The 23,138-nt window shown below is 69.2% G+C and carries 19 protein-coding genes; 12 read left to right on the forward strand and 7 right to left on the reverse strand.

The genetic code is table 11. The annotated features are described in order from the left end of the window. The first annotated feature begins 11 nt into the window (after positions 1-11). Together DIE23_RS07795 and DIE23_RS07800 are read left to right on the forward strand one after the other, a co-directional pair. Positions 12-1,589: a glycoside hydrolase family 68 protein gene (locus tag DIE23_RS07795; RefSeq protein WP_124611587.1), complete on the forward strand. Its 1,578-nt coding sequence runs from the start codon at positions 12-14 to the stop codon at positions 1,587-1,589. Positions 1,590-1,740: 151 nt separating this feature from the next. After that, complete coding sequence (locus DIE23_RS07800) at positions 1,741-3,387, forward strand: glycoside hydrolase family 32 protein (protein WP_124611588.1); 1,647 nt, start codon at positions 1,741-1,743, stop codon at positions 3,385-3,387. A gap of 71 nt (positions 3,388-3,458) precedes the next feature. Here DIE23_RS07800 and DIE23_RS07805 read toward each other — a convergent pair whose 3' ends face one another. Beyond that, positions 3,459-4,208, reverse strand: a complete 750-nt coding sequence (locus DIE23_RS07805) for an SDR family oxidoreductase (protein WP_124611589.1) — start codon at positions 4,206-4,208, stop codon at positions 3,459-3,461. 146 nt (positions 4,209-4,354) lie between these two features. Continuing rightward, positions 4,355-5,272, reverse strand: a complete 918-nt coding sequence (locus DIE23_RS07810; RefSeq protein ID WP_124611590.1) for a LysR family transcriptional regulator — start codon at positions 5,270-5,272, stop codon at positions 4,355-4,357. Positions 5,273-5,432: 160 nt separating this feature from the next. On the opposite strand from DIE23_RS07810, the gene DIE23_RS07815 reads away from it, so the two are divergent. The 8 genes from DIE23_RS07815 to DIE23_RS07850 all read left to right on the forward strand — a co-directional run bounded on the left by DIE23_RS07815 (position 5,433) and on the right by DIE23_RS07850 (position 13,461). After that, positions 5,433-6,917, forward strand: a complete 1,485-nt coding sequence (locus DIE23_RS07815) for a PLP-dependent aminotransferase family protein (RefSeq protein WP_124611591.1) — start codon at positions 5,433-5,435, stop codon at positions 6,915-6,917. Positions 6,918-7,012: 95 nt separating this feature from the next. Continuing rightward, entirely contained in the window at positions 7,013-7,450 is a 438-nt protein-coding gene (locus tag DIE23_RS07820; RefSeq protein ID WP_124611592.1) for a carboxymuconolactone decarboxylase family protein, read from the forward strand. Positions 7,451-7,460: 10 nt separating this feature from the next. Beyond that, complete coding sequence (locus DIE23_RS07825) at positions 7,461-7,886, forward strand: cupin domain-containing protein (protein ID WP_124611593.1); 426 nt, start codon at positions 7,461-7,463, stop codon at positions 7,884-7,886. Between the two features lie 297 nt (positions 7,887-8,183). Next, entirely contained in the window at positions 8,184-8,882 is a 699-nt protein-coding gene (locus tag DIE23_RS07830) for a TetR/AcrR family transcriptional regulator (RefSeq protein ID WP_124611594.1), read from the forward strand. Further along, entirely contained in the window at positions 8,879-9,841 is a 963-nt protein-coding gene (locus DIE23_RS07835; protein WP_124611595.1) for an HlyD family secretion protein, read from the forward strand. Before DIE23_RS07830 ends, DIE23_RS07835 begins: the two co-directional genes overlap by 4 nt. Continuing rightward, positions 9,838-10,809, forward strand: coding sequence for an ABC transporter ATP-binding protein (locus DIE23_RS07840; protein ID WP_124611596.1), 972 nt, complete (start codon positions 9,838-9,840; stop codon positions 10,807-10,809). Before DIE23_RS07835 ends, DIE23_RS07840 begins: the two co-directional genes overlap by 4 nt. Continuing rightward, complete coding sequence (locus DIE23_RS07845) at positions 10,806-11,960, forward strand: ABC transporter permease (protein WP_124611597.1); 1,155 nt, start codon at positions 10,806-10,808, stop codon at positions 11,958-11,960. Before DIE23_RS07840 ends, DIE23_RS07845 begins: the two co-directional genes overlap by 4 nt. A 10-nt stretch (positions 11,961-11,970) precedes the next feature. Then, positions 11,971-13,461: an efflux transporter outer membrane subunit gene (locus tag DIE23_RS07850; protein ID WP_124611598.1), complete on the forward strand. Its 1,491-nt coding sequence runs from the start codon at positions 11,971-11,973 to the stop codon at positions 13,459-13,461. A 143-nt stretch (positions 13,462-13,604) separates the two neighbouring features. Here DIE23_RS07850 and DIE23_RS07855 read toward each other — a convergent pair whose 3' ends face one another. After that, entirely contained in the window at positions 13,605-14,819 is a 1,215-nt protein-coding gene (locus DIE23_RS07855) for a porin (RefSeq protein WP_124611599.1), read from the reverse strand. 504 nt (positions 14,820-15,323) lie between these two features. Continuing rightward, positions 15,324-16,373 (reverse strand): phytoene/squalene synthase family protein, encoded by a 1,050-nt coding sequence (locus tag DIE23_RS07860; RefSeq protein WP_124611600.1) that lies wholly within the window; start codon positions 16,371-16,373, stop codon positions 15,324-15,326. A gap of 370 nt (positions 16,374-16,743) precedes the next feature. Here DIE23_RS07860 and DIE23_RS07865 point away from each other — a divergent pair, with 370 nt between their 5' ends. Then, positions 16,744-17,889, forward strand: a complete 1,146-nt coding sequence (locus DIE23_RS07865) for a glycerophosphodiester phosphodiesterase (protein WP_124611601.1) — start codon at positions 16,744-16,746, stop codon at positions 17,887-17,889. Positions 17,890-17,976: 87 nt separating this feature from the next. On the opposite strand, the gene DIE23_RS07870 is transcribed toward DIE23_RS07865, so the two are convergent. Next, entirely contained in the window at positions 17,977-19,602 is a 1,626-nt protein-coding gene (locus DIE23_RS07870; protein ID WP_124611602.1) for a rhodanese-related sulfurtransferase, read from the reverse strand. A gap of 109 nt (positions 19,603-19,711) precedes the next feature. Next, positions 19,712-20,278, reverse strand: coding sequence for a cysteine dioxygenase (locus DIE23_RS07875; protein WP_124611603.1), 567 nt, complete (start codon positions 20,276-20,278; stop codon positions 19,712-19,714). A gap of 62 nt (positions 20,279-20,340) precedes the next feature. Here DIE23_RS07875 and DIE23_RS07880 point away from each other — a divergent pair, with 62 nt between their 5' ends. Further along, positions 20,341-21,264 carry a LysR family transcriptional regulator gene (locus DIE23_RS07880; protein ID WP_124611604.1) on the forward strand — a complete coding sequence of 308 codons (924 nt, stop codon included), beginning with the start codon at positions 20,341-20,343 and terminating at the stop codon, positions 21,262-21,264. Between the two features lie 61 nt (positions 21,265-21,325). Here the strand turns inward: DIE23_RS07880 and DIE23_RS07885 are convergent, their stop codons facing one another. Continuing rightward, on the reverse strand, positions 21,326-22,705 hold the full coding sequence (locus DIE23_RS07885) for an acyl-CoA dehydrogenase family protein (RefSeq protein ID WP_124611605.1): 1,380 nt from the start codon (positions 22,703-22,705) through the stop codon (positions 21,326-21,328). Positions 22,706-23,138: the final 433 nt, after the last annotated feature.

Genomic DNA, 23,138 nt, shown 5'->3' on the forward strand with positions numbered 1-23,138 from the left:
ACAACGCCGACATGACTTACTTTCCTTTTTGCCGCGCGACTGCGGCCAAACGTTTGCTGTTCGCCGGCGCCGCACTGGCCGCCTTCGCGACCGCCGCGCACGCGCAGACCGCCGGCGCGCCCACGCCCACGCCGCACACGCAGCAGGCATACGACCCCGAGGGCAACTTCACGATGCGCTGGACCCGCGCGGACATCCGCCAGATCGTCGCGCAGTCGCACACGGCCGGCGCCGACAAGAATTCGCTGCCGCAAGCGCTGACGATGCCCGACATCCCGCAGGACTTCCCGCTGATCAACTCGAACGTGTGGGTGTGGGACACCTGGCCGCTGGCCGACCTGCGGGCGAACCAGCTCAGCTACAAGGGCTGGGAGGTGATCTTCTCGCTCACCGCCGATCCGCACGCGGGCTACACGTTCGATGACCGTCACGTCCATGCGCGCATCGGCTTCTTCTATCGCCGCGCCGGCATTCCCACGTCGCAGCGGCCCGCGAACGGCGGCTGGACCTGGGGCGGCCACCTGTTCCCGGACGGCGCGAGCGCCAAGGTGTTCGGCACGTCGCCAATGACCAACAACGCCGAATGGTCGGGCTCGGCGCGCCTCACGCACGGCGACAACGTCAGCCTCTATTACACCGCGACGTCGTTCAACCGCTCCGCGCCCGGCGGCGCCGACATCACGCCGCCGCAGGCGATCATCACGCGCGCCGACGGCCACATCCAGGCCGACGACAAGCACGTGTGGTTCACCGGCTTCGACGATCACAAGGCGCTGCTGCAGCCGGACGGCAACTACTACCAGACCGGTCAGCAAAACACCTACTTCTCGTTCCGCGATCCGTTCGTGTTCACCGATCCCGCGCACCCGGGCAAGACCTACTTGGTGTTCGAAGGCAATACGGGCGGCCAGCGCGGCGCCCGCACCTGTAACGAGGCCGACCTCGGCTATGCGCCGAACGATCCGTACAGGGAAGACCTCAACGCCGTGATGAACTCGGGCGCAGTGTATCAAAAGGCCAATGTCGGCCTGGCGGTCGCGACGAACCCGCAGCTCACCGAATGGAAGTTCCTGCCGCCGATCCTGTCGGCGAATTGCGTCGACGACCAGACCGAGCGCCCGCAGATCTATCTGAAGGACGGCAAGTACTACCTGTTCACGATCAGCCACCGCACGACGATGGCCGCGGGCGTCGACGGGCCGGACGGCGTCTACGGCTTCGTCGGCAACGGCATCCGCAGCGACTTCCAGCCGCTGAACGGCGGCAGCGGTCTCGTACTCGGCAACCCGACCGACTTCTCCGCGCCGGCCGGCGCGCCGTATGCACAGGACCCGAACCAGAACCCGCGCGAATTCCAGTCGTATTCGCACTACGTGATGCCGGGCGGGCTCGTCGAGTCGTTCATCGATGCGATCGGTCCGCGTCGCGGCGGCACGCTCGCGCCGACGGTGAAGGTCAACATCAACGGCACGTCGACGGCGGTCGACCGCGCGTACGGGCGCGGCGGTCTCGGCGGGTACGGCGAAATCCCGTCGAACCTGCCGGCGACGGGCGCCGGTCACAACGACGGCCCGGGCACCCGGCCGTAACGGCGAGGCCGCGTAGCCGGCTCGTTCCGCAGGCGCGCATCGCGCGTGTCGCGTGTGCGCCTGCTTTTTCTGTTCCGCAAACCGCGCATGCCGCCGTTATACGCGGCATGCGCCCTTTTCCCGCTTCGCGCAGCGAAGCACGGAACCCCGCATGAGATCGACGTTTTTCCGCTTTTCCTTCCGGATCGCCGGGCTGCTGCTCGCGTGCGCGGCCGGCATGCAGACCGCCCACGCGACTTGCGCCGCGCCATCCGCAAGCGGCACGCCGCAATGGCGACCCGCGCTGCATTACACGCCGCAACGCAACTGGATGAACGATCCGAACGGCCTCGTTTACGAAAACGGCCGCTATCACCTGTTCTATCAATACAACCCGCTCGGCCACGACTGGGGCAACATGTCGTGGGGCCATGCGACCAGCACCGATCTCGTCCACTGGCGCGAGCACCCGGTCGCGATGCGCGCGAACGCGACGGAGGAAATCTTCTCCGGCTCGATCGTCGCCGACACGCACAACACGTCCGGCCTCGGCGCACCGGGCCAAACGCCGCTCGTCGCGCTTTATACGAGCGTCTACAAGGCCGGTTCCGGTCACGCACCCGGCACGCAGGCGCAATCGCTCGCGTACAGCCTCGACCACGGCGCGACGTGGCAGCCCTACGCACACAATCCGGTGCTCACGCTCGATCCGGAATCGAAGCAGTTCCGCGACCCGAAGGTGTCGTGGTACGCGCCGGGACGCTACTGGCTGATGACGACCGTCGTCGCCGATGCGCAGGTCGTGAAGCTCTACCGTTCCGACGACCTCACCCACTGGTCGTTCCTGAGCGACTTCACGCTGCCGGACGTGCCCCACGCGGGTGTGCTGTGGGAGATGCCCGACCTCGTGCCGCTGCCTGTCGACGACGATCCGCGACACATCAAGTGGGTGATGATCGTCAACGTCAACCCGTGGTCGATCGCCGGCGGTTCCGGCGCGATGTATTTCGTCGGCGACTTCGACGGCCGCACGTTCGTTCCCGATCGCGTCGCGCCGGCCGGTTCCGATCCCGCGCAATTCCGCTGGGTCGATCATGGCGCCGACTTCTATGCGGCCGGCACGTTCTCCGGCGCGCCGGGCGCGCGCCCGGTCGCGATTGCCTGGATGAGCAACTGGGACTACGCGGCGAAAGTGCCGACGGCACCGTGGCGGGGCGCGACGGCGTTGCCGCGCGAACTTGCGCTGAAGACGATCGGCGGCGAACCGACGCTCGTCGTGACACCGGCCACTGCGTTCGATGCGTGGGCCGACGGGCGGCCCGCCGTGCACGAAGGCGATCTGCGCGTCGACTCCGCCACGCGCGCACTGTCGGCCGCGACGCGCGGGGTCGCGCAGCGCATCACGGTGACGATCGCGCCGCAGGGCGCGGCCCGCGCGGGCTTGATCGTCCGCGGCTCGGCGGACGGCGCGATCGGCACCCGGATCGTGTACGACACCGCGAAGCGCACGCTGACGCTCGACCGCTCCCGCTCCGGCGCGACGGATTTCGCCGGCACGTTCAGCCGCGAGCACATCGTCGATCTGCCGCTCGAGCACGGACGCCTGCAGCTCGAAATCGTCGTCGATCGCGGTTCGGTCGAAGTGTTCGCGAACGGCGGCCGCGTCGCATTGACGGACCTGGTCTTTCCGCCGCTCGATGCGGATCGCGTCGCCGTGTTCGCCGAGCACGGGAGCGCGACGTTCTCGGGACTGACGGTGACGCAGCTCCTCGCGCGCGATCGGGCCGACGAGACCCGCGACGCATGTGCATCGCGCTAGCAATGTGATTCGACGGCGGGGCTGCGCCACCCGACATCACGTCAGGCGATGCAGCCCCGCCGGTGTCACGCTCAGAGCAGGCCCATCCCGCCCGACGCGATGATTTCCGCGCCGACGATGAATGCGGACTCGGGCGCGCTCAGGTGCAGCACCGTCGACGCGATTTCATCCGGCGTGCCGAACCGGCCGATCGGAACCAGCCCCTTGATCTTGTCGGCCGTCTCGTCGAGCGTCGCCGCATCGAGGCCGAGCTTGCCGTACAGCGGCGTCTGGACCGGGCCGGGGCTCACCACGTTCACCCGCACGCCGTGCGGCAGCAGTTCCGTCGACAGCGTCTTCGCGAACGAATTGACGGCCGCCTTGCTCGCCGCATACACGGACGAACCCGGCATCCCGATATGCGCGTTGATCGAGCCGTTGATCACGATCGACGCGCCGCGGTTCAGCAGCGGCACCAGCGCCTGGATCTGGAAATACGCGCCCTTCACGTTGGTGTTGAACACGAGGTCCCACATCGCTTCGTCGCTATCCGCGAACGGCGCGAGTTTCGCGACGCCCGCATTGATGAACACGGCGTCGAGCCGCGCGCCGGACGCCGCGATCGCGTCCGCCAGCGATCGCGCCGACGCGACGCTGCCGGCCTCGTTGCGGATCGCGAGCGCGCCGCTGCCGAGCGTCTCGCGCGCGGCGTCGAGCGTCTGCTCGTCGCGCCCGGTGATGATGACCCGCGCGCCTTCGGCCGCGAATGCCCGTGCCGCCGCCAGGCCGATGCCGCTGTTGCCGCCCGTGACGAGTACCGTTTTTCCTTCGAAGCGTTGCATGATGTTCTCCTTTGAACCGGTGAGTTGACCGTGAACACAGGATGCGCGCGGCGCCCGGCCTTGCCGTACGTCCGGCGCGGCAGACATGTTCGAAATCTTCGAACGTGTTTGCCTGAGCCCGTCCGTCGCGTGCCCGCCTGGCGCCCTCAGCCCGACACGTCGATCCCGTCGAGCAGGCGCTGCGCGAGCCGCGGTTCGCGGAGTTGCTCCAGCCACCATTGCAGGGCACGGCCGTCGCGATCGCCGCGCCATGCGACATACAGCACGTTCGGCTCGCGCGGATCGGCCGTTTCCTTCTCGACGAGCTCGCCGCGCGCGAGCAGCGACGCGACCCGCCGCCGCGGCACCCAGCCGACGCCGAGCCCGTCTCGCTGCGCGAGGATCTTCGCGCGCATCGACGGCACCGCGAGCACCGCCTGCCCGCCGAGCAGCCCATATGCGCGACCGACGACCCGCCGCGACGAATCGGCGACGACGACCGCGCGATGCGCGCCGATCGCGTCCCGGGTCAGCCGCTCGCCCGCCGACGCCAGCGGATGGCGCGGCGATACGGCGAACACCCATTCCATCGCGCCGAGTTCGAACCACTTGAAGCCCGGAATCGCCGGCGGCTCGTTGGTCGCGCCGACGACCAGATCCGCGCGACCGTCGCGCAGCGCTTCCCAGGTGCCGCCGAGCACTTCGTGCGTGAAACGCAGCGACACGCCCGACTCGAGCGCATCGAATGCGCGGACGACCGGCAGCAGCGTATCGAATTCCAGCACCTCGTCGCTGACGATCCACAATCGGTCCTCCCAGCCGCTCGCGACCTGCCGCACGCGCTGCGTGAGCCGTGCGACGTCCAGCGCAAGGCGCGATGCCTCGTCGGTCAGCAACTGGCCGGCCGGCGTGAGCTGCAGACGGTAGCCGCGCCGGTCGAACAGCAGCGCGTCGAAGCGCGTTTCGAGCTGCCGCGCGGCGTGCGACACGGTCGATGGCGCCTTGCCGAGCCGCGCGGCCGCCCGCGACAGGCTGCCGGTGGCGCGGATCGCATCGAGCAGCGCGAGTTCGTCTTCGGACAGCATGAGGGCACTCCGGTCGGGGATTGTGGTGGATCGTAAGGCACCGGCGAGCGGCGGTCCAATCGAATGGCGCTGTGCCCGGTGCGCGGCGGATGCCGGGCCGGCCATGAACTTCCGGTATGCTGATCGACATCAAATCCGAGCATTCAAGGTAACCACTGCGATGGACATCGCGATTCGCATCGAAGGCCGTCACGACCTCACCGGGCAAATCTTCCGGCAGTTGCGCACCGCGATCGTCGACGGGCGGCTCGAAGGCGGCGCCCGGCTGCCGTCGACGCGCGATCTCGCGAAGCAGCTCGGCGTGTCGCGCAAGACGACGCTTGACGCGTTCGAGCGTCTCGTCGCCGAGGGTTACCTGAACACGCGCGCGGGCGACGGCACGTTCGTCGCCGACGGCCTCGCGCGGGTGCCGCATGCGGCGGCGGCCTCCACACCATCGCTCGTCGAGGACACGCCGCCTGTCCACGCCGTCGACGCACGCGCCCTGTGGGACGACCTGCCCGACGCGCTCGCGATGCCCGCGCCGCAGGACTCGCCCGCCTTCGACTTCCGCGGCGGCGTGACCGACAAGACGCTGTTCCCGTTCGACGCGTGGCGCCGCTGCCTGCATCACGCGTTGCGCCAGCAGGCTCGCGGCCCCGGCCAGTACCACGAGCCGGCGGGCGATCCGCAGTTGCGCGGCGCGATCGCGCGCTACGTCGCGTTCAGCCGCGCGGTCGCGTGCGGCTGGGACGACGTGCTCGTCACGCAAGGCGCGCAACAGGCGCTCGACCTGATCGCGCGCGTGGTCGTGCGGCCGGGCGACGTCGTCGCGGTCGAGAATCCCGGCTATCCGCCGGCCCGCGCGGCGTTCGCGTCGCTCGGCGCGACGGTGATCGGCGTGCCGGTCGACGCGCACGGCCTCGTCACCGAGCAGCTGCCCGACGACGCGCGCCTCGTCTACGTGACGCCGTCGCACCAGTTCCCGCTCGGCATGCCGATGACGCTGGACCGGCGCGTCGCGCTGCTCGAATGGGCGCAGCGCCGCCGCGCGGTGATCATCGAGGACGACTACGACGGCGAGTTCCGCTTCGAAGGCCGGCCGGTGGAGTCGCTGAAGAGCCTCGACCGCACCGGCCTCGTCGCGTACGTCGGCACGTTCTCGAAGACGATCTTTCCCGAACTGCGGATCGGCTACGCGATTCCGCCGCGCGCGCTGCGCGGCGCGCTCGCCAAGGCGAAGCAGATCGTCGACTGGCATACCTGCACGCTGACGCAGGCGGCGCTCGCGCGCTTCATGCTCGAAGGCGATTTCGCGCGTCACCTGCGGCGCGTGCAGAAGCACTACGACGCGCGCCGCAAGATGCTGCTCGCGCATCTGCGCGGCGACCTCGCGCCGTGGTTCGAACCGATCGTGCCGACCGCCGGCATCCACCTCGCCGCGCACCTGAAACCGGGGCTCGACGAAGCCGCGCTGGTCCGCGCGGCGCGCGAGCACGACATCGGCCTGTACGGGATCTCGGCGTTCCACGTCGGCTCGGCGGCGCGCGCGGGGCTGCTGTTCGGCTATGGCGGGATCGACGCGCTGCGCATCGACGCCGCGCTCGCCAAGCTGGCCGCGCTGCTGGATTCGGGCAGTGTCGGCAACGCGCAACTGGTTACCTGAATTTTCCCGGAATTGGCCATTCAAGCAGGCCAGTGGCACGCCTAAAGTGGGTCCTGTCGCGCCACCGAGCGCACCCAACCGAAAAAGGACCTGCCATGCAACCGCGCCTGAACTTCTATGCCGCCAGCCCGAACGCGATCAAGGTGATGCGCAACGCCGAGGAATTCCTCGCGAAAAGCGCGATCGAGAAGCCGCTTGCCGAACTCGTCCGGCTGCGCGCGTCGCAGATCAACGGCTGTGCGTTCTGCGTCGACATGCACACCACCGATGCGCGCAAGGGCGGCGAGACCGATCGCCGCCTCGCGACGGTCGTCGTCTGGCGCGAAACGCCGTTCTTCACCGAGCGCGAACGCGCGGCGCTGGAATGGACCGAAGCGCTGACGCTGGTCGCCGACAACCACGTGCCCGATGCCGTCTGGGAGGCCGTGAAGCCGCATTTCAGCGATGAAGAGCTGTTCGACCTGTCGATGCTGATCGCGACGATCAACTCGTGGAACCGCTTCGCGATCGCGTTCCGCAAGCTGCCCGAGTAAGGAGACGACGATGACGCGCTCCAGCGCCCTTCTCCGCCGCGCGATGCTGTGCACGTCGCTCGCGCTCGGCGCCGCACTGCCGGCCGCCGCCCACGCGCACGATGCCGGCGACAACGTGCACGCGATCATGCAACAGGCCGTGCCCGAAGCGCCCGGCAAGCTCGCCGTCGTCGCGACCGTCGACTATGCGCCCGGCCAGGCGTCCGAAGCGCACAAGCACCTCGGCTCGGTGTTCGCGGTCGTGTCGAAGGGCGAAGTGCTGTCGCAGGTGAACGACGGCCCCGTGCGCCGCTATCGCGCCGGCGAAGGCTGGTACGAGGCGCCCAGTTCGCGCCACCTGGTGTCGCGCAATGCGAGCGCGACCGAACCCGCGCAACTCGTCGTGTTCGGGCTGACGGGCGAGCACGCGCCGCTGAAGTCGCCGATCGATCAGTGACGACGTTTCAGGGGTGCGTGCCGTGTCGGGCACGCACCCGTGCTGCACGGCCGGCTGCCCGGCCCGTGCCGCGCGGCAGCCTCACCGGTTCCAGCCGCGTCCGCTCCGCCGTTTCCCCCGCCGCTTCCCCGCCGCTTCCCCATTAGCCGCTCCCTACATTCCGCCGCCGGCACACGGCCCTTCGCCGCGCCGCCGCCCGGCTCGTCCGCACCGCCATTCGACGCTCCCCTGATCGCGATCAACGCGGGCGAAAAACCTTCCTTGAAATTAACTAACTCATCAATTAGCGTCGATTTCATGAATGCGAAATCCACCGTCGCCAGGCCGCGCGGGCGCCGCCCGTCGGTGGACGATTTCGACTTGCGCGACCACATGCTCGACGTCGCGATGCAGTTGTTCGCGGAGCGCGGCATCGCCGCGACGACGGTCGCGCAGATCGCCGCGGCCGCCGGCGTCACGTCGGCGATGGTCCACTACTACTTCACGAATCGCGAGCAACTGCTCGACGCGATCGTCGAGGAGCGGCTCGCGCAAGTCATCGCGTTCGTGTGGCGGCCGACCGCGCCGCACATCGAGAACGATCCGTTCGCGCTCGTCACTGAACTCGTCGACCGCTTCTTCGACGTCACGCATCGCATGCCCTGGCTGCCGTCGATCTGGCTGCGCGAGATCGTCCATGAAGGCGGCCTGCTGCGCGAGCGGATGGCCAGGCGCATTCCGCTCGAGCATGTCGGGCGTTTCGCCGAGCGCATCCGCGCCGCGCAGCAGGCCGGCACGCTGAACCCCGCGCTCGAGCCCGCATTCCTGTTCCATTCGATCATCGCGCTCGTGATGCTGCCGCTCGCCACCGCGAAGCTGTGGCAGAGCGTGCGCGGCCAGCCGCCGATCGATCGCGACGTGCTGCATCGCCACGTCCGCGCGCTGCTCGGCTCCGGCATGCAGCCGCCCGCCGTCGGGCCGGATGCCGATGCGCCGGCGCGACGGAGGCCGTCGTGAACGCGGCCCGCCCGCTGCCGCTCGCGCTGGCCACCGCCGCGCTGCTCGCCGGTTGCGGGCGGCACGCTGACGACGTCGCGACCTATCAGGGCTATGTCGAAGGCGAATTCGTGTACCTGTCGTCGTCGCAGGCGGGCACGCTGACGCAACTGTCGGTCGAACGCGGCCAGGCCGTCGCGGCCGGTACGTCGGTGTTCTCGCTCGAAGCCGTCAACGAAACGGCCGCGCTGCAACAGGCGCAACATCAACTCGCGGCCGCCCGCGCGCAGCTCGCCGACCTGCAGACCGGCAAGCGCCCGCCGGAAGTCGCGGTCACGCGCGCACAGCTCGCGCAGGCCACGGCACAGGCCGCGCGGGCCGCCGCGCAACGCGCGCGTGACGAACGCCAGTACGCGGCCGGCGGCCTGTCGAAACAGCAGCTCGACGATTCGCGCACGTCCGCGCAGACCACCGCCGCGCAGGTGCGCGAGTTGCAGAACCAGGTCGACGTCGCGCGCCTGCCGGGCCGCGCGCAGCAGGTGGCCGCCCAGGCCGCGCAGATCGATGCCGCGCAGGCGGCCGTCACCGAAGCGCAATGGAAGCTCGACCAGAAGCGCGTCGCCGCGCCCGCCGCCGGGCGCGTGTACGACACGCTGTACCGCGTCGGCGAATGGGTGCAGGCCGGCAATCCGGTCGTGCAGATGCTGCCGCCGCAGAACCTGAAGGTGCGCTTCTTCGTGCCGGAGGCCGCCGTCGCATCGATCGCCCCCGGGCGCGCGGTCGCGATTCATTGCGACGGCTGCGCGGCCGACGTGCCGGCGCGCGTCACCTACGTGTCGCGCGAGGCCGAGTACACGCCGCCCGTGATCTATAGCAACGAGAGCCGGACCAAGCTCGTGTTCATGGTCGAGGCGCGCCCAGCCGTCGCCGACGCGCCGAAGCTGCATCCGGGCCAGCCCATCGCGGTGAGGATGCGATGAACGCGCCGCCCGCCCAGTATGCGATCGACGTCGACCGCCTGAACAAGCGCTTCGGCGACAAGCACGTCGTGAAGGACGTCTCGCTGCGCGTCGCGCGCGGGGAGATCTTCGGCTTTCTCGGGCCGAACGGCAGCGGCAAGACGACGTCGATCCGCATGATGTGCGGCCTGCTCACCCCCGACTCGGGCAGCGGCACCTGCCTCGGCTACGACATCGTGCGCGATAGCGCGCAGATCAAGCGGCGCGTCGGCTACATGACGCAGCGCTTCTCGTACTGGGAAGACCTGTCGATCCGCGAAAACCTCGATTTCGTCGCGCGCGTGTACGGGATGCGCGACCGCAAGGCGACCGTCGCGCGTGCGCTCGACGGGCTCGGTCTCGCGAGCCGCGCGGACCAGCTCACGGGCGCGCTGTCCGGCGGCTGGAAACAGCGCCTCGCGCTCGCCGCGTGCATGCTGCACGAGCCGGAGCTGCTACTGCTCGACGAACCGACCGCCGGCGTCGATCCGGCCGCGCGCCGCGACTTCTGGGAAGAACTGCACCGGCTGGCCGCGCAAGGGATTGCCGTGCTCGTCAGCACGCACTACATGGACGAAGCCGAACGCTGCCACAAGCTCGCGTACATCGCCTCCGGCGAACTGCTCGCGCAGGGCACGTCGGCGGAGATCGTCGCGTCGCAGCATCTGTCGACGCGCACGGTCACCGGCGGGCATCTTGCGGAACTGTCCGCGCGGCTGCGCACGATGCCGGGCGTCGACCAGACGGTCGTGTTCGGCTCGGTGCTGCACGTGAGCGGCCGCGATCGCGCGCGGCTCGACGCGACGCTCGCGCAGGTCGCGGCGCAGGCCGACGCGCAAAAGGACGGCCAGGCACCGCTGCAGGTCGCGCCAATCGACACAGGGCTCGAGGACGTCTTCATCTATATGATGGGCCGCGCGTCCGGGCCGCCTGGCGGAGCGGCGACATGAGCACATGGACGGGCCTGCGCGAATCGTTCTCGGTCGCGCGCTGGTGGAGCATCGTGATGAAGGAATTCCTGCAGCTGCGCCGCGACCGCGTGACGTTCGCGATGATCGTCGGCGTGCCGATCATCCAGCTCGCGCTGTTCGGCTTCGCGATCAACACCGATCCGAAGCATCTGCCGACCGCGGTGATCGTCGCCGACTCGAGCCCGTTCGCGCGCAGCTTCATCGCCGCGATGCGCAATTCCGCGTACTTCGACATCGTCGCGACGCTGCCCGACGAAGCGGCCGGCCGGCATGCGCTCGCACGCGGCGACGTGCAGTTCGTGCTGAGCGTGCCGGCCGAATTCTCGAAGCGGCTGCTGCGCGGCGAGCGCCCGTCGCTGCTCGTCGAAGCGGACGCGACCGATCCCGTCGCGACCGCGTCGGCGATCGGCGCGCTGCCGGGTCTCGTGAAGCCCGTCGCCGACAAGGACCTGACGGGCCCGCTCGCGCACCTGAACGGCCGCCCGGCCGCGTTCGACGTCGTGCTGCACCGCCTGTACAACCCTGAAGGCATCACGCAGTACAACGTCGTGCCGGGCCTGATGGGCGTGATCCTGACGATGACGATGGTGATGATGACCGGCCTCGCGATCACGCGCGAACGCGAGCGCGGCACGATGGAGAACCTGCTGGCGACACCCGTGCGGCCGCTGGAAGTGATGACGGGCAAGATCGTCCCGTACGTGTTCATCGGGCTGATCCAGGTGTCGATCATCCTCGTGGCCGCGCGCTACGTGTTCCACGTGCCGTTCGTCGGCGGCATGTTCGCGATCTACCTGTCCGCGCTGCTGTTCATCGCCGCGAACCTGACGGTCGGCATCACGCTGTCGTCGCTCGCGCAGAACCAGCTGCAGTCGATGCAGCTCGCGGTGTTCTACTTCCTGCCGAACATCCTGCTGTCGGGCTTCATGTTTCCGTTCGCCGGGATGCCGAAGTGGGCGCAGTTCATTGGCAACCTGCTGCCGCTCACGTACTTCAACCGCCTCGTGCGCGGCATCCTGCTGAAAGGCAACAGCTGGGCCGACCTGTGGCCGTCCGTATGGCCGGTCGCGCTGTTCACGCTCGTCGTGATGGGCGTCGCGCTGCGCTTCTACCGGCGCACGCTCGACTAGGGGCCGCGCCATGCAACCGGCTTCGCGTCGCGCCCCATACACCGCCCGCGGCAGCGCATGGGCAGCCGTCGTGCTGCTCGTCGCCGGATGCACGGTCGGGCCGGATTTCCACACGCCCGACGCGCCGGCCACGCAGCGCTATACGCGTGATGAAGCGCCCGCGGCAACGGCGGCGGCCGGCGGCCCGGCCGGCGACGCGCAGACGTTCGCGTCGTCCGCGCACACGCTGCAACGCTGGTGGACCCGGTTCGATTCGGAGCCGCTGAACCGGCTCGTCGATACCGCATGGCAAAACAGCCCGACGCTTGCCGAGGCCCGCGCGCGGCTCGACGAAGCGCGGCAGAACCATGCGGCCGAAGCCGGCGCGACGATGCTGCCGAGCGTCGACGCGAACCTGTCCGCCACACGCAAGAAGGTCGACATCGCCGCGTTCGGGCTGCCTGCCAACGTGCCGACCCCCGGGCCGTTCACGCTGTACGACGCGTCGGTGAGCGTGTCGTACGCGCTCGACGTGTTCGGCGGCAACCGGCGCGCGCTCGAGGCGCTGCGCGCCCAGGTCGACTATCAGGCCTACACGCTCGATGCCGCGCGCCTGACGCTCGCGGGCAACGTCGTCGCGACCGCGATCCTGCGCGCATCGCTCGCGCGGCAGATCGCGCTCACGCGGCAGCTCGTCGACGCGCAGGCGCGGCAGTTGCGCATCGTCGACGCGCGCTTCACGGCGGGCGGCATATCGCGGGCCGACGTGCATGCGCAGCGCACGCTGCTCGCGCAGACGCAGGCCTCGCTGCCGCCGCTCGCGGCCCGTTTCGCGCAGGCCGGCCACCGGCTCGCGATCCTGATGGGCGCGCCGCCGTCCGGCGCCGCGCTGCCCGACCTCGCGCTCGACGCGCTCGCGCTGCCGCGCACGCTGCCGGTCGCGCTGCCGTCGACGCTCGCGCGCGAACGGCCCGATATCCGCGCGGCGGAGGCCGTGCTGCACCAGGCGAGCGCGAACGTCGGCGTGGCGACCGCGAACCTCTATCCGCGTTTTTCGATTTCAGCGGGGATCAGTTCGGAACGCACGCGCATCGCGGATATCGTGAGCGGGCTCAATGTATGGAACGCCGGCCTCGGCCTGACGCAGCCGCTCTTTCATGGCGGCGAGCTGCGCGCGAGGAAGCGCGCGGCCGAAGCTGCGTACGACGCGGCGTTTGCAAGCTATCGGGAAACCGTGCTGCTGGCGCTCCAGCAGGTCGCCGATGCGATGCGCGCGGTCGAACACGATGCGACGGAACTGGAAGCGCGAGACACGGCCGCACGGGAAGCGGCCGCGGGCAATGCGATTGCCGGCGACCGTTACGCGGCAGGCGGGATCAGCACGTTCGCATTGCTCGACGCACAGCGGCAGGCACTGCAGACCGCGCTCGAGCGCACGCGCGCGCAGGCCGACCGGCTTGCCGATACGGCAGCGTTGTTCCAGGCGCTGGCGGGGACCTGGACGGACGATTCGCCCCGATGACCGGCAGGATGGCGCGGGCACACGTCGGACGCTGCCTGACCGGCAGCGGTACCGGCGCGGCGCGCACCGACGAAAAAAAACCGGCCCGAAGGCCGGTTTTTTCATACCGCATGCCGTGAGCGGCGCTCGCGCGCCGCGCGACATCAGAAGCGGTGGATCAGGCCGACGCCGGCAGCGATCTGGTTCTGCTTCGAACCTGCGCCCACGCCGTCGCCGATCGACGTCGTTGCTGCGATGACGGAGCTGCCGTTGAGCGTGTTGCCGCTCGCGTGCTGGTAAGCCTCAACCGCGTACAGGCCCGTGCGCTTCGACAGGCTGTAGTACTGCGACAGCGTGACCTGATGGTACTTGGCCGAGCTCGAGATGCCGTTCGATTCGGTCGCACGCGTGTACGCGTAGCCTGCCGCGAAGTCCCATTGTGCCGATGCCTTCCAGTGCAGCACGGCGCCCGCCGTGTTGAAGATCGCCGTGTTGCGGAACGACGAGCCCACGCCCGGGATGTACTGAACGTTCGAGTACGACGCCGAAATGTCCCACGACGGCGAGAACTGGTAACCGGCCGTCACGGCGACGCGCTGTTGCGCCTGTGCCGTCTTGTAGCCGTTGTTGATCGACGACACAGCCTGTTCCGCACCGTTGCCGCTCGTGTCGAGACCGTTCTGCGCGGTCGAATTCGCGCCCCACACACCGCCGCCGAGCGTCGAGTTGTTGATGCGCTGGTAGCCGACTGCGATGCCTGCCGGGCCGTTCAGGTACTGGATCGCCGCGCTCCACGTCGAGCCGCGGTTCACGCTGCCAGCGACGCCGCCGAAGGAGTACGAACCGCCGACCGTGAAGCCGTAGAACTTCGGCGACATGTAGACGAGCGAGTTGTTCGCGCGGTAGCTGGTATCCAGCGAGTCGATATCGCCCGGGTGCGCGCCGTAGTAGCCGGTCAGCCAGGTCGTCGGGCTATACGGCGACAGCAGCGTGTAGTACGCGGTGTACTGGCGGCCGGCCGTCAGCGTACCGTACGTCGGGTTCGTCATACCGACCCACGCCTGACGCGTGAAGATGCCGTTCGTCCATTGCGACGTGCCGTTGTTCGCGTTGAAGCCGGCTTCCAGCTGGAAAATCGCCTTCGTGCCGCCGCCGAGGTCTTCGCTGCCCTTCAGGCCGAAGCGGCTGCCTGCCCAAATGCCGGTAGCCATCTGCACCTTCGAGTGACCACCCGTGGTCGCGCCGGTTGCCGACGAGTTGTTCTGGTAGGCGATAGCGTTATCGACGATACCGTACAGGGTCACGCTGCTCTGGGCGTGGGCTGCGGTAGCGGCTGCGAGACCCGCTGCCGTCATGGCGAAAGCGACGCGCTTTTTCATTGATTCTCCGTCCTCAAAGAATGATTTCTTTTCTGGTGTGGTTTTATGACTGACACATGTGCGAGTACATGCCGGGGCGATTCTGACGGATTACCAATCGTTTCCCAATATGCGCAGTCGGTCATCGTATGATCGACGCAACGCACGGGTTCACCAAACGGTTACATAACACCTTAAAACGCTTACGCAGCGGGCCTCTCCGGCATTTCCCAGTGAAAACCCTAGCTTTACATTTTTACTGGTGCATCGAAACCGACCGATGTCGTCAGACGCCTTCGGCAACTATGTTCTTACAAATGCGTAACCGTGGCCGATGCCGCGATTCACACCGCCGCGCAGGATCGCTGACATTCATGACACCCACGTTTCGGTAAGCGAAATCGTGAAAACGTTTCAGTCCATGTACGGGAGACAGGGCGGGAGCGGCCCGGCGAACGCGGGCCGAGGGGCGATGCCTGCGCCTGTCGCGCCGGCATCGTTCAGTGCGATTCAGTGCGCGGACGGCTACACGATTCGCGCGTTCACCGCGTCGACGAGCGCGTTCATCCGCGCACGGATCGCCGCGTTCGAACCGACGAGCGCGAGCGACGACGCCATGATCCGGTAGATCCGCTTGCGCGGCACCTTCGCCGGCCGCGCCGGATCGAGCCACGCATCGTGGCCGGCCAGCAGTTCGAGCGTTTCGAGGCCGATCATGATCGGCCACAGGCACGCGAGCCGCAGACGCACGAAGCGGCGCGGAATCGCCAGCGTGTACCGGCACGCGTCGCGATACTGATCGAGCGCCACGCGCAGCAGGTCGACCAGCACGCCGCGCGCGCGCGCCGACGCGTCGGGCGACATCAGGTCGGCGACGCCCACGCGGTGCGCGGCCAGCACGTCGTCCGGCAGGTAGCAGCGGCCGATCCGCAGGTCCTTCGCGCAGTCGCGCAGGATGTTGGTCATCTGCAGCGCCTTGCCGAAACGGATGCCCTTCTCGCGCATGTCCGCAAGGTCCCAGCCGCGCGCGGCCCGCGTGTGCGCGCCGGTCATGTCGGTCCAGAACTCGCCGACGCAGCCGGCGACCAGATACGTGTAGCGATCGAGCATGTCGCGGTTCGGCAACGACGCGACCTGCCCCGACTGCTCGTCGGGGAACGTGCGCAGGTCGAATTCCATCCCCGACGTCAGCGTCGCGACGACCTTGCGGATCGAAGCGCGGTCCGCGTCCGGCTGCGCGCGCAGCAACGCGAGCATCGGCTCCATCGAGCCGAGTAGCACGTGCTCGTGCGAATCCGTCTGCATCCGCGTCACCTCCTCGAGCGAGCGCGACAGCACCGCGCCGTCGCCGAGCCGCTCGATCTCGTCGCGCAGGTCGGTCAGCAGCGCCGCGCGGCGATCGGGCGCGACGAGCGCCGTGTCGGCGATCGTGTCGGCCGCACGCGCGAGCAGGTAGGCCAGGCCGACCGGTTCGCGCATGCCATCGGGCAGCACGCGCAGCGTCAGGTAGAAGGAGCGGGAAACGTTCTTCAGCAGGTCGCCGAGCAGGTAGGCGGGATCGGTATGAGTCGTCATGGGTCGGTGAAAATCGGCCGGCGCGGGCCCCGGACGCACACGGGCGCCGGGCGCCCGCGCCGGCCGCGAGTCGCCGCATCGTCGTGCTCGGGCGGGCGTCGGCCCGGCGCGGCGATGCAAAAGTCCCGCAAGTTTAGTGCATCCGGCGCGCCCGCTCCCGGCGACGGCGGAGCGCGCCGCGCGCACGGTTGCGCTTTCCGATCTTCCCGCGCGCCGGATGCAACGACAAAAAAGAAAGGCGAAAGTAATACATATGTAATTATCGGGTGCGACGATCGCGTCCCGTTCGATCCCCCTCGGCCCGGCACGACAGGCCGCGCCGCCGGAACGACCGCCCTTTCACCGACTTCCGTTTCGAAGGTTCGCCGACATGCTCTTCACGCGCCCGACCGCCCTGCGCTGCATCCCGTTCGCCTATGCCACCGCCCTCCTGCTTGCCGCCTGCGGCGGCGACGACGTCTCGGCGTCCGATCCCACGCAGCCGATCTCCGCGAAAGTCCAGGTGGTCGGCCATCGCGGCGCGAGCGCGCTGCGCCCCGAGCACACGCTCGCGTCGTACCGCAAGGCGATCGAGGACGGCGCGGACGTGATCGAGCCTGATCTCGTCGCGACCCGCGACGGCGTTCTCGTCGCGCGCCACGAGAACGAGATCTCCGGCACGACGAACGTGTCGACGCTGCCGCAGTTCGCGAGCCGCAAGGCGACGAGGACGATCGACGGCGCGCAGCTGACCGGCTGGTTTACCGAGGACTTCACGCTCGCCGAGCTGAAGACGCTGCGTGCCCGCGAGCGCATTCCGCAGGTCCGCCCGGCGAACACCGCGTACAACGACCAGTTCGAGATTCCGACCTTCGACGAGATCGTCGCGCTCGCGAAACAGATGTCCGCGCAGACCGGCCGCACGATTCACCTGTATCCGGAAACCAAGCACCCGACGTACTTCCAGTCGATCGGCCTGCCGCTCGAGGACCGTCTCGTCGACGCGCTGCTGAAGGATCCGTACACGGCGCGCACGGCGACCGTCTACATCCAGTCGTTCGAGGTGGCGAACCTGAAGACGATCCGCAACCGGATCAAGTCGAGCCAGCCGAACTGGAAGCTCGTGCAGTTGATGGACGAAGCCGGCCAGCGTCCGTACGACTTCGTGAAGGCGAACGACAAGCGCACCTATGGCGACCTGTCGACGCGCGACGGGATGCGCGAGATCGCGTCCTATGCGAACGGCGTCGGGCCGTACAAGACATCGATCATCGCGGTGGGCGCGGACGGCACGCTGCAGCAGCCGACGCCCTACGTGCGCTACGCGCACGAGGCCGGCCTCGTCGTGCATCCGTACACGTTCCGGCCGGAGAACAACTTCCTGCCCGCGTCGCTGAAGGACGGCGGCACGCCGGCCGCGCGCAACACCGCGGGCTCGGTGCGCGAGATCCAGGCGTACCTGCGTGCGGGCATCGACGGCTTCTTCACCGACGATCCGGCCGTCGGCCGCACGGCCGTCGATACGTTCAAGCGCTGACCCCGCCGAACGCGACGAGCCGCTGAACCCGCGGGCGGCAACCGGGCGCGGCGCACGCCGTGCCGCACGCCGGTCGCCGCGCCGTGGTCAGATCACGCGGAAGTGGTGCGTGCCGTCCCGCTTCAGCTGGTCGACCAGCCCGTATTCCCAGTCGAGATACGCCTGCATCGCCGCGGCCGCGTTGTCGGTGCCTTCGTACGGGCGCCGGTAGCGGTCGACGCGCGGCGACGCCAGGTGAGTCTCGCCGTGCTCGAGCGGCAGCCCCGCATCGATCCATGCGGCCGTGCCGCCGGTCAGCACCGAAATTGCCGCGGAAGCCGGCAGCAACGCGCGCGCGTCGTCCGCCGCGAACCGTGCGAGCAGGCTCGATCCGCACGTGAACACGTAGCGCTTCGCCGGCGGGATCGCGGCGAGCGCGTCGCGCAACTGCGCGCGCACGACGAACCATGCACCGGGGATATGGCGCTTCACGTAGTTCGCGCTGGTCGTCACGTCGACGATCGCGATCTCGCCCGCGCCCGCCTCCTTCAGCCAGCCCGCAAGCGTCGCGGGCGACACCTCCGTCACCTGCGGCGTCGCCGGCACGTCGCGCGGCGGCTGGCCGCGCTCGGAGAACGCTGCCGTGCCGTCCGGTTCGACGACGCGCACGTCCCAGCCCATCTGCGCGAGCCACGACGCGGTCATGTCCGCGCGCACGCCGTCGTCGTCGGCGAGCACGATCCGCGCGCCGCGCACGGCCGCATGGTGGTCGGTCTCCTGCACGAGCTGGCCGCCCGGCGTGCTCAGGAAGCCCGGCAGATGGCCGGCCTCGTATTCCTCCGGCGTGCGCACGTCGAAGCGGTACTGCGTGCGACCCGGTTCGTCGAGCGCGGCGACGTCCGCGAGCGCGATGCGCGGCACGCCGGCGCGCTCGGCCACCGCGCGCGCGGCCTGACGCGCGTCGGCGCGCTGCTCCGCGTCGATGTCGTCCGGAAATCGGCGCGCGGCGCCGTGCTCGAGCGTCTGGCCGGCGAGCGTCCAGCCGATCGTGCCGTTGCGCAGTGCCGCGACCGGGTTCGGCAGCCCCGCGTTGACGAGCGACTGCGTGCCGATGATGCTGCGCGTGCGGCCCGCGCAGTTCACCACCACCCGGGTTTCCGGATTCGGCGCGAGCGCGCGCACGCGCAGCACGAGTTCCGCACCCGGCACGCTGGTCGACGTCGGGATGTTCATCGTCTGGTATTCGTCGAAGCGGCGCGCGTCGACGATCACGACGTCGGCCTTCGCGTCGATCAGCGCCTGCACTTCCTGCGCGGACAACGACGGCGTATGGCGCTCGGCCTCGACCCATTCGCCGAACGACTTGCTCGGCACGTTCACGTCGATGAACAGTTCGCCGCCCGCGGCGAGCCAGCCCGCGAGGCCGCCGTCGAGCAGCCGCACGTCGGTATAGCCGAGCTGCGCGAGCTTCGCGGCCGCGCGCGGCGCGAGATCCTCGCCGCCGGCTTCGCCGAACACGACGATCGGCGTGTCGCGGCGCGGAATGCGCGTCCATGCGTCGAGTTCGAGTTTCGACAGCGGAAAGTTGGCGGCCCACAGCGGATGCCCCTGCGCGTAGGGATCTTCCTCGCGCACGTCGATCAGCGCGAGCTCGTCGCGGGCCAGGAGACGCGCGCGTACGTCCTGGTACGACGCGACGGGGAAACGGGAAGTGGAATCAGCGGATTGCGTCACGATGTCTCTGTCGGATTCTGTTGAAGTCGGTGAAGAAAGCAAACGGAAAACGGATGAATCTTGAGCCGGCGGGCAGGCGCTCGCAACGGGGCGCCCGAGACTGGCGTCGTCAAGCGTTCGAATAGCCGGACACGAACGGCTTCACGGTGCCGTCCTCCAGGAACACCGCACGCTCGACCTTGCCGATGTTCGCGCCGTACACGTGGATGCTGATCGATACCTGGTCGGCGAACGCGTTGGTCACGCGATGAACGTCGCCGATGCGCGGCGACACGGCTTCGACGTCGCCCGGCTGCAGCCGCACCGCATCGCCCGACGGCACCGGCTTGCCGGCCGCGTCGAACCGGTACGGCTGCGAAAACTCGCCGCCGCGCAGCATCCCGATCAGCCCCCACACCGTGTGGTTGTGGATCGGCGTCGTCTGGCCAGGCCCCCACACGAAGCTGACGACGGAAAACCGCTCGTCGGGATCGAGATGCAACAGGTACTGGCGGTAGCGGTCGGGATCGGGCTGCGCGAACGCGTCGGGCAGCCAGTCGTCGTGCGCGACGAGCGCGGCAAGCAGCGCGCCGCCCTCGTCAAGGATGCGCGCCTCGTTCGCGCCGGACGCGAGCAGCGCACCCAGCCCGTCGACGAACGGACGCAGCGGCGTCTGCTGCAACGAAAGCATACTCATCGGCTGCCTCCTCGAATATGATGGATCGTCATGATGCACCCGAAAGACCATGCAGAACAAACATGAAAATTAGCGATATCGACGCTTTTGCAGCGGTCGTCCGCTGCCACACGCTGAGCCAGGCCGCGGCCGAGCTCGGGATGACGCAGCCCGCGATCACGCGGCGCGTGCAGAATCTCGAGGAAGCGCTCGGCGTCACGCTGCTCGACCGCAACACGAAGCCGCCGCGCCCGACCGACATCGGCCTGCAGGTGTTCGAGCAGTGTCGCGCGATCCTGCGCGAAGTCGATGCACTGCGCGAACTGACGGCCGGCCAGCGGCCGCCCGCCGGCGAATTCCGCGTCGGCCTCACGCAAGGGCTCGGCGAGCTGATGCTGCCCGGCCTGATCGCGCAGCTCGGCGGGCAATGGCCGGCGCTCGCCACGCAGATCACGACCGCCTGGGGCGGCATGCTCGTCGAGCGCGTCGCGCGCCGCGAACTCGACGCGGCGCTGGTGTTTCTGGCCCGCGAGATGGTGCTGCCGCCGCAGGTCGAGGGCGAGCGGCTGCTGGCCACGCGGCTGGTCGCGGTCGGCCGCAAGGGCGACTGGCCGCGCCGCAGCTACCGGCTCGCCGACTGCCATGCGCGCGGCTGGGTGCTCAATCCCGACGGCTGCGGCTTTCGCGCGGGCCTGCGCCGCGCGCTCGACGCGCAGGGGCTGCCGATGCCGGTCACGCTCGACACCTATGGCCGCGACCTGCAATTGCAGAGCGTCGCGAACGGCTTCGGCATCGGGCTGATGCCGCTGCCGCTCGTCCAAGGCAGCCCCCTGCGCGACGCGGTCGACATCGTGCCCCTCGCCGATTTCAAGCCGCGGATCGATCTGTGGCTGCTGCACCGGCAGGACGCCGCGCGCTTCAAGGCGCCGCTCGGGGCCGTGGCCGCGCATGCGCGCGCGGTGTTCGCGTTGCCCGCGGATGCGGCCGCGCACGACGAGGCCGCTTGACCCAGATCGACGACGCCGGCACGGCGTCGCCCCGGTTGCGCTGACTGCCGCGCCACCCCGCTCACGCATCGTTTCGACCGGATGCCGGCGCGTTGCGCGACGTCGCGCCCGCCTCCGCCTCCGCCTCCGCCTCCGCCTCCGCCTCCGCCTCCGCCTCCGCGTTCGCGTTCGCGTTCGCGTTCGCGCTTCGCGCCGCCGCCTCGAGCGCCGCACGTCCGGCGGCGACCGCGATCGCATCGTCCTGCGGCGTATGCACGCGGCTGCACAGCACGTCGCGATAGTGACGTTCGAGCGGATTGTGGCGGCTCAGTCCGTGATTGCCCGACAGCTTCAACGCGTGCTCGACCGCGCGGATCGCCTGTTCCGTCACGGTTCGCTTGACGAGGCCGCTCGTCGTCACCGTCGGCGCGTCGCCGGCATCGGTTCGTGCGATGTGCTCGTCGAGCAGCACGCGATTTGTATGCAGCCACCCTTCGATCTCGCCGACGGCCTCCTGCACGCGCGGCAGCGTCGCGAGCGGCGCACCGAGCCCGCTCGGCGCGCGTGTCGTCGCGAAATCGAGCAGCCAGTCGCGCGACGCGCGCGCCACTGCATCGTAGAGACTGCCGAGCAACGCGACCATCCAGGCCTGCTGGTCGGCCTGCGCGTCGACATCCGCGTGGCTCGCGGCCGACACCGCCCACGCATCGGGCGCGCGCACATCCACCGCATGATCGGCGGGCAGCCGCACGTCGTCCAACACGACCTCATGGCTGCCCGATGCGCGCAGGCCCAAGTGATTCCAGCTTTCGATCACGCGGATACGCACGTCGTCCTCCGCGTCCCACTCGCGCCGCACGAGGAACACGCCGACGCGCGGCTCGGGCTCGTCGGTGCGGGCCCACACCGCCAGCCAGCGCAGCGCCGGAATGCCGGTGCTGTACAGCTTGTGGCCGGACAGCCGCCAGCCGTCGCCGTCTCGACGCGCGATCGTTTCGGGCAGGCCGCCGCGCGACGGCGAGCCGAGCGCCGGTTCGACGCGCAACGCGTTGATCAGCGCGCCTTCTTCAACGGCACTGTCGAACACCGCACGCCGCAGGCGCGCGGGCCAGCGGTTGTCCGTGCGGCCGAGTGCGCGATGCTGCAGATACGTCATCGTCAGCACCAGCGCGGTCGCGGGATCGGCGCGTGCGACGGCGGCCACGATCCGGCTCGCCTGCGCGAGCGTCGCGCCCGCGCCGCCATCCTCGCGCGGCACGACCTGTGCAATCAGCCCGGCGCGATGCAGCCGCGCGAAGTTCTCATGCGGGAAACGGCCGTCGACGTCGTTGCGGGCCGCGTCGGCGGCAAGTTCGGGCGCGAGACGCTCGAGCAGCGCGGCAACGCGTGCATCGTCGGCAGGCAGGTGGCGCAGCGACGACTGCGGCAGGTGCGGCGAGGAAGCGGCAAGGCTGGCGGACATCGGTACGGATTCCCTCGGTGACTGGGTAGCTGGACGACGTAACAGTGGAGATCGATTGGCGGATGACGCGGCGGCGCGTGAAGCCGGCCGCGATCGGGTGCGGGCGCGCGGGCTGGTTCGCGGGCGTTTGTCGTTTGTCGCCAGTGCTCGTAGACGGCTCGGCATTCGAGCCGGGTCGCGAATCCCGGACCGCGTGCGGATCCGATTCCTGCCCGGCGCGTCAGCCCCGCCAGAGACGCACCCGGCGCCCTTTCGATTCGATCCCGAGCCCACAGCGTATGCGCAACGCACACGCGCCCAAACCATGCAAATCTGATATTCAAATCGGGATTGATTATTTCCGTTCCGCATGATCCCGGCGGTAATCTGCGCTCCATTCCCGCCCCGGCCGGCCATCGCTGGCCGAGCCGGGCCGTCCTTGCATCGGAGATCC

Origin of the sequence: Burkholderia sp. Bp9143 (genome assembly GCF_003853645.1) — a bacterium.
In the GTDB taxonomy this organism is placed as follows: Bacteria; Pseudomonadota; Gammaproteobacteria; order Burkholderiales; family Burkholderiaceae; genus Burkholderia.

Bases quoted from the DNA above. Each gene is read 5' to 3' on its own strand.
- DIE23_RS07875 (WP_124611603.1), bottom strand. From the start codon at position 20,278: ATGAGTATGCTTTCGTTGCAGCAGACGCCGCTGCGTCCGTTCGTCGAC.
- DIE23_RS07865 (WP_124611601.1), top strand. From the start codon at position 16,744: ATGCTCTTCACGCGCCCGACCGCCCTGCGCTGCATCCCGTTCGCCTAT.
- DIE23_RS07885 (WP_124611605.1), bottom strand. From the start codon at position 22,705: ATGTCCGCCAGCCTTGCCGCTTCCTCGCCGCACCTGCCGCAGTCGTCG.
- DIE23_RS07810 (WP_124611590.1), bottom strand. From the start codon at position 5,272: ATGCTGTCCGAAGACGAACTCGCGCTGCTCGATGCGATCCGCGCCACC.
- DIE23_RS07805 (WP_124611589.1), bottom strand. From the start codon at position 4,208: ATGCAACGCTTCGAAGGAAAAACGGTACTCGTCACGGGCGGCAACAGC.
- DIE23_RS07800 (WP_124611588.1), top strand. From the start codon at position 1,741: ATGAGATCGACGTTTTTCCGCTTTTCCTTCCGGATCGCCGGGCTGCTG.
- DIE23_RS07795 (WP_124611587.1), top strand. From the start codon at position 12: ATGACTTACTTTCCTTTTTGCCGCGCGACTGCGGCCAAACGTTTGCTG.
- DIE23_RS07840 (WP_124611596.1), top strand. From the start codon at position 9,838: ATGAACGCGCCGCCCGCCCAGTATGCGATCGACGTCGACCGCCTGAAC.
- DIE23_RS07845 (WP_124611597.1), top strand. From the start codon at position 10,806: ATGAGCACATGGACGGGCCTGCGCGAATCGTTCTCGGTCGCGCGCTGG.
- DIE23_RS07880 (WP_124611604.1), top strand. From the start codon at position 20,341: ATGAAAATTAGCGATATCGACGCTTTTGCAGCGGTCGTCCGCTGCCAC.
- DIE23_RS07855 (WP_124611599.1), bottom strand. From the start codon at position 14,819: ATGAAAAAGCGCGTCGCTTTCGCCATGACGGCAGCGGGTCTCGCAGCC.
- DIE23_RS07850 (WP_124611598.1), top strand. From the start codon at position 11,971: ATGCAACCGGCTTCGCGTCGCGCCCCATACACCGCCCGCGGCAGCGCA.
- DIE23_RS07825 (WP_124611593.1), top strand. From the start codon at position 7,461: ATGACGCGCTCCAGCGCCCTTCTCCGCCGCGCGATGCTGTGCACGTCG.
- DIE23_RS07815 (WP_124611591.1), top strand. From the start codon at position 5,433: ATGGACATCGCGATTCGCATCGAAGGCCGTCACGACCTCACCGGGCAA.
- DIE23_RS07860 (WP_124611600.1), bottom strand. From the start codon at position 16,373: ATGACGACTCATACCGATCCCGCCTACCTGCTCGGCGACCTGCTGAAG.
- DIE23_RS07830 (WP_124611594.1), top strand. From the start codon at position 8,184: ATGAATGCGAAATCCACCGTCGCCAGGCCGCGCGGGCGCCGCCCGTCG.
- DIE23_RS07820 (WP_124611592.1), top strand. From the start codon at position 7,013: ATGCAACCGCGCCTGAACTTCTATGCCGCCAGCCCGAACGCGATCAAG.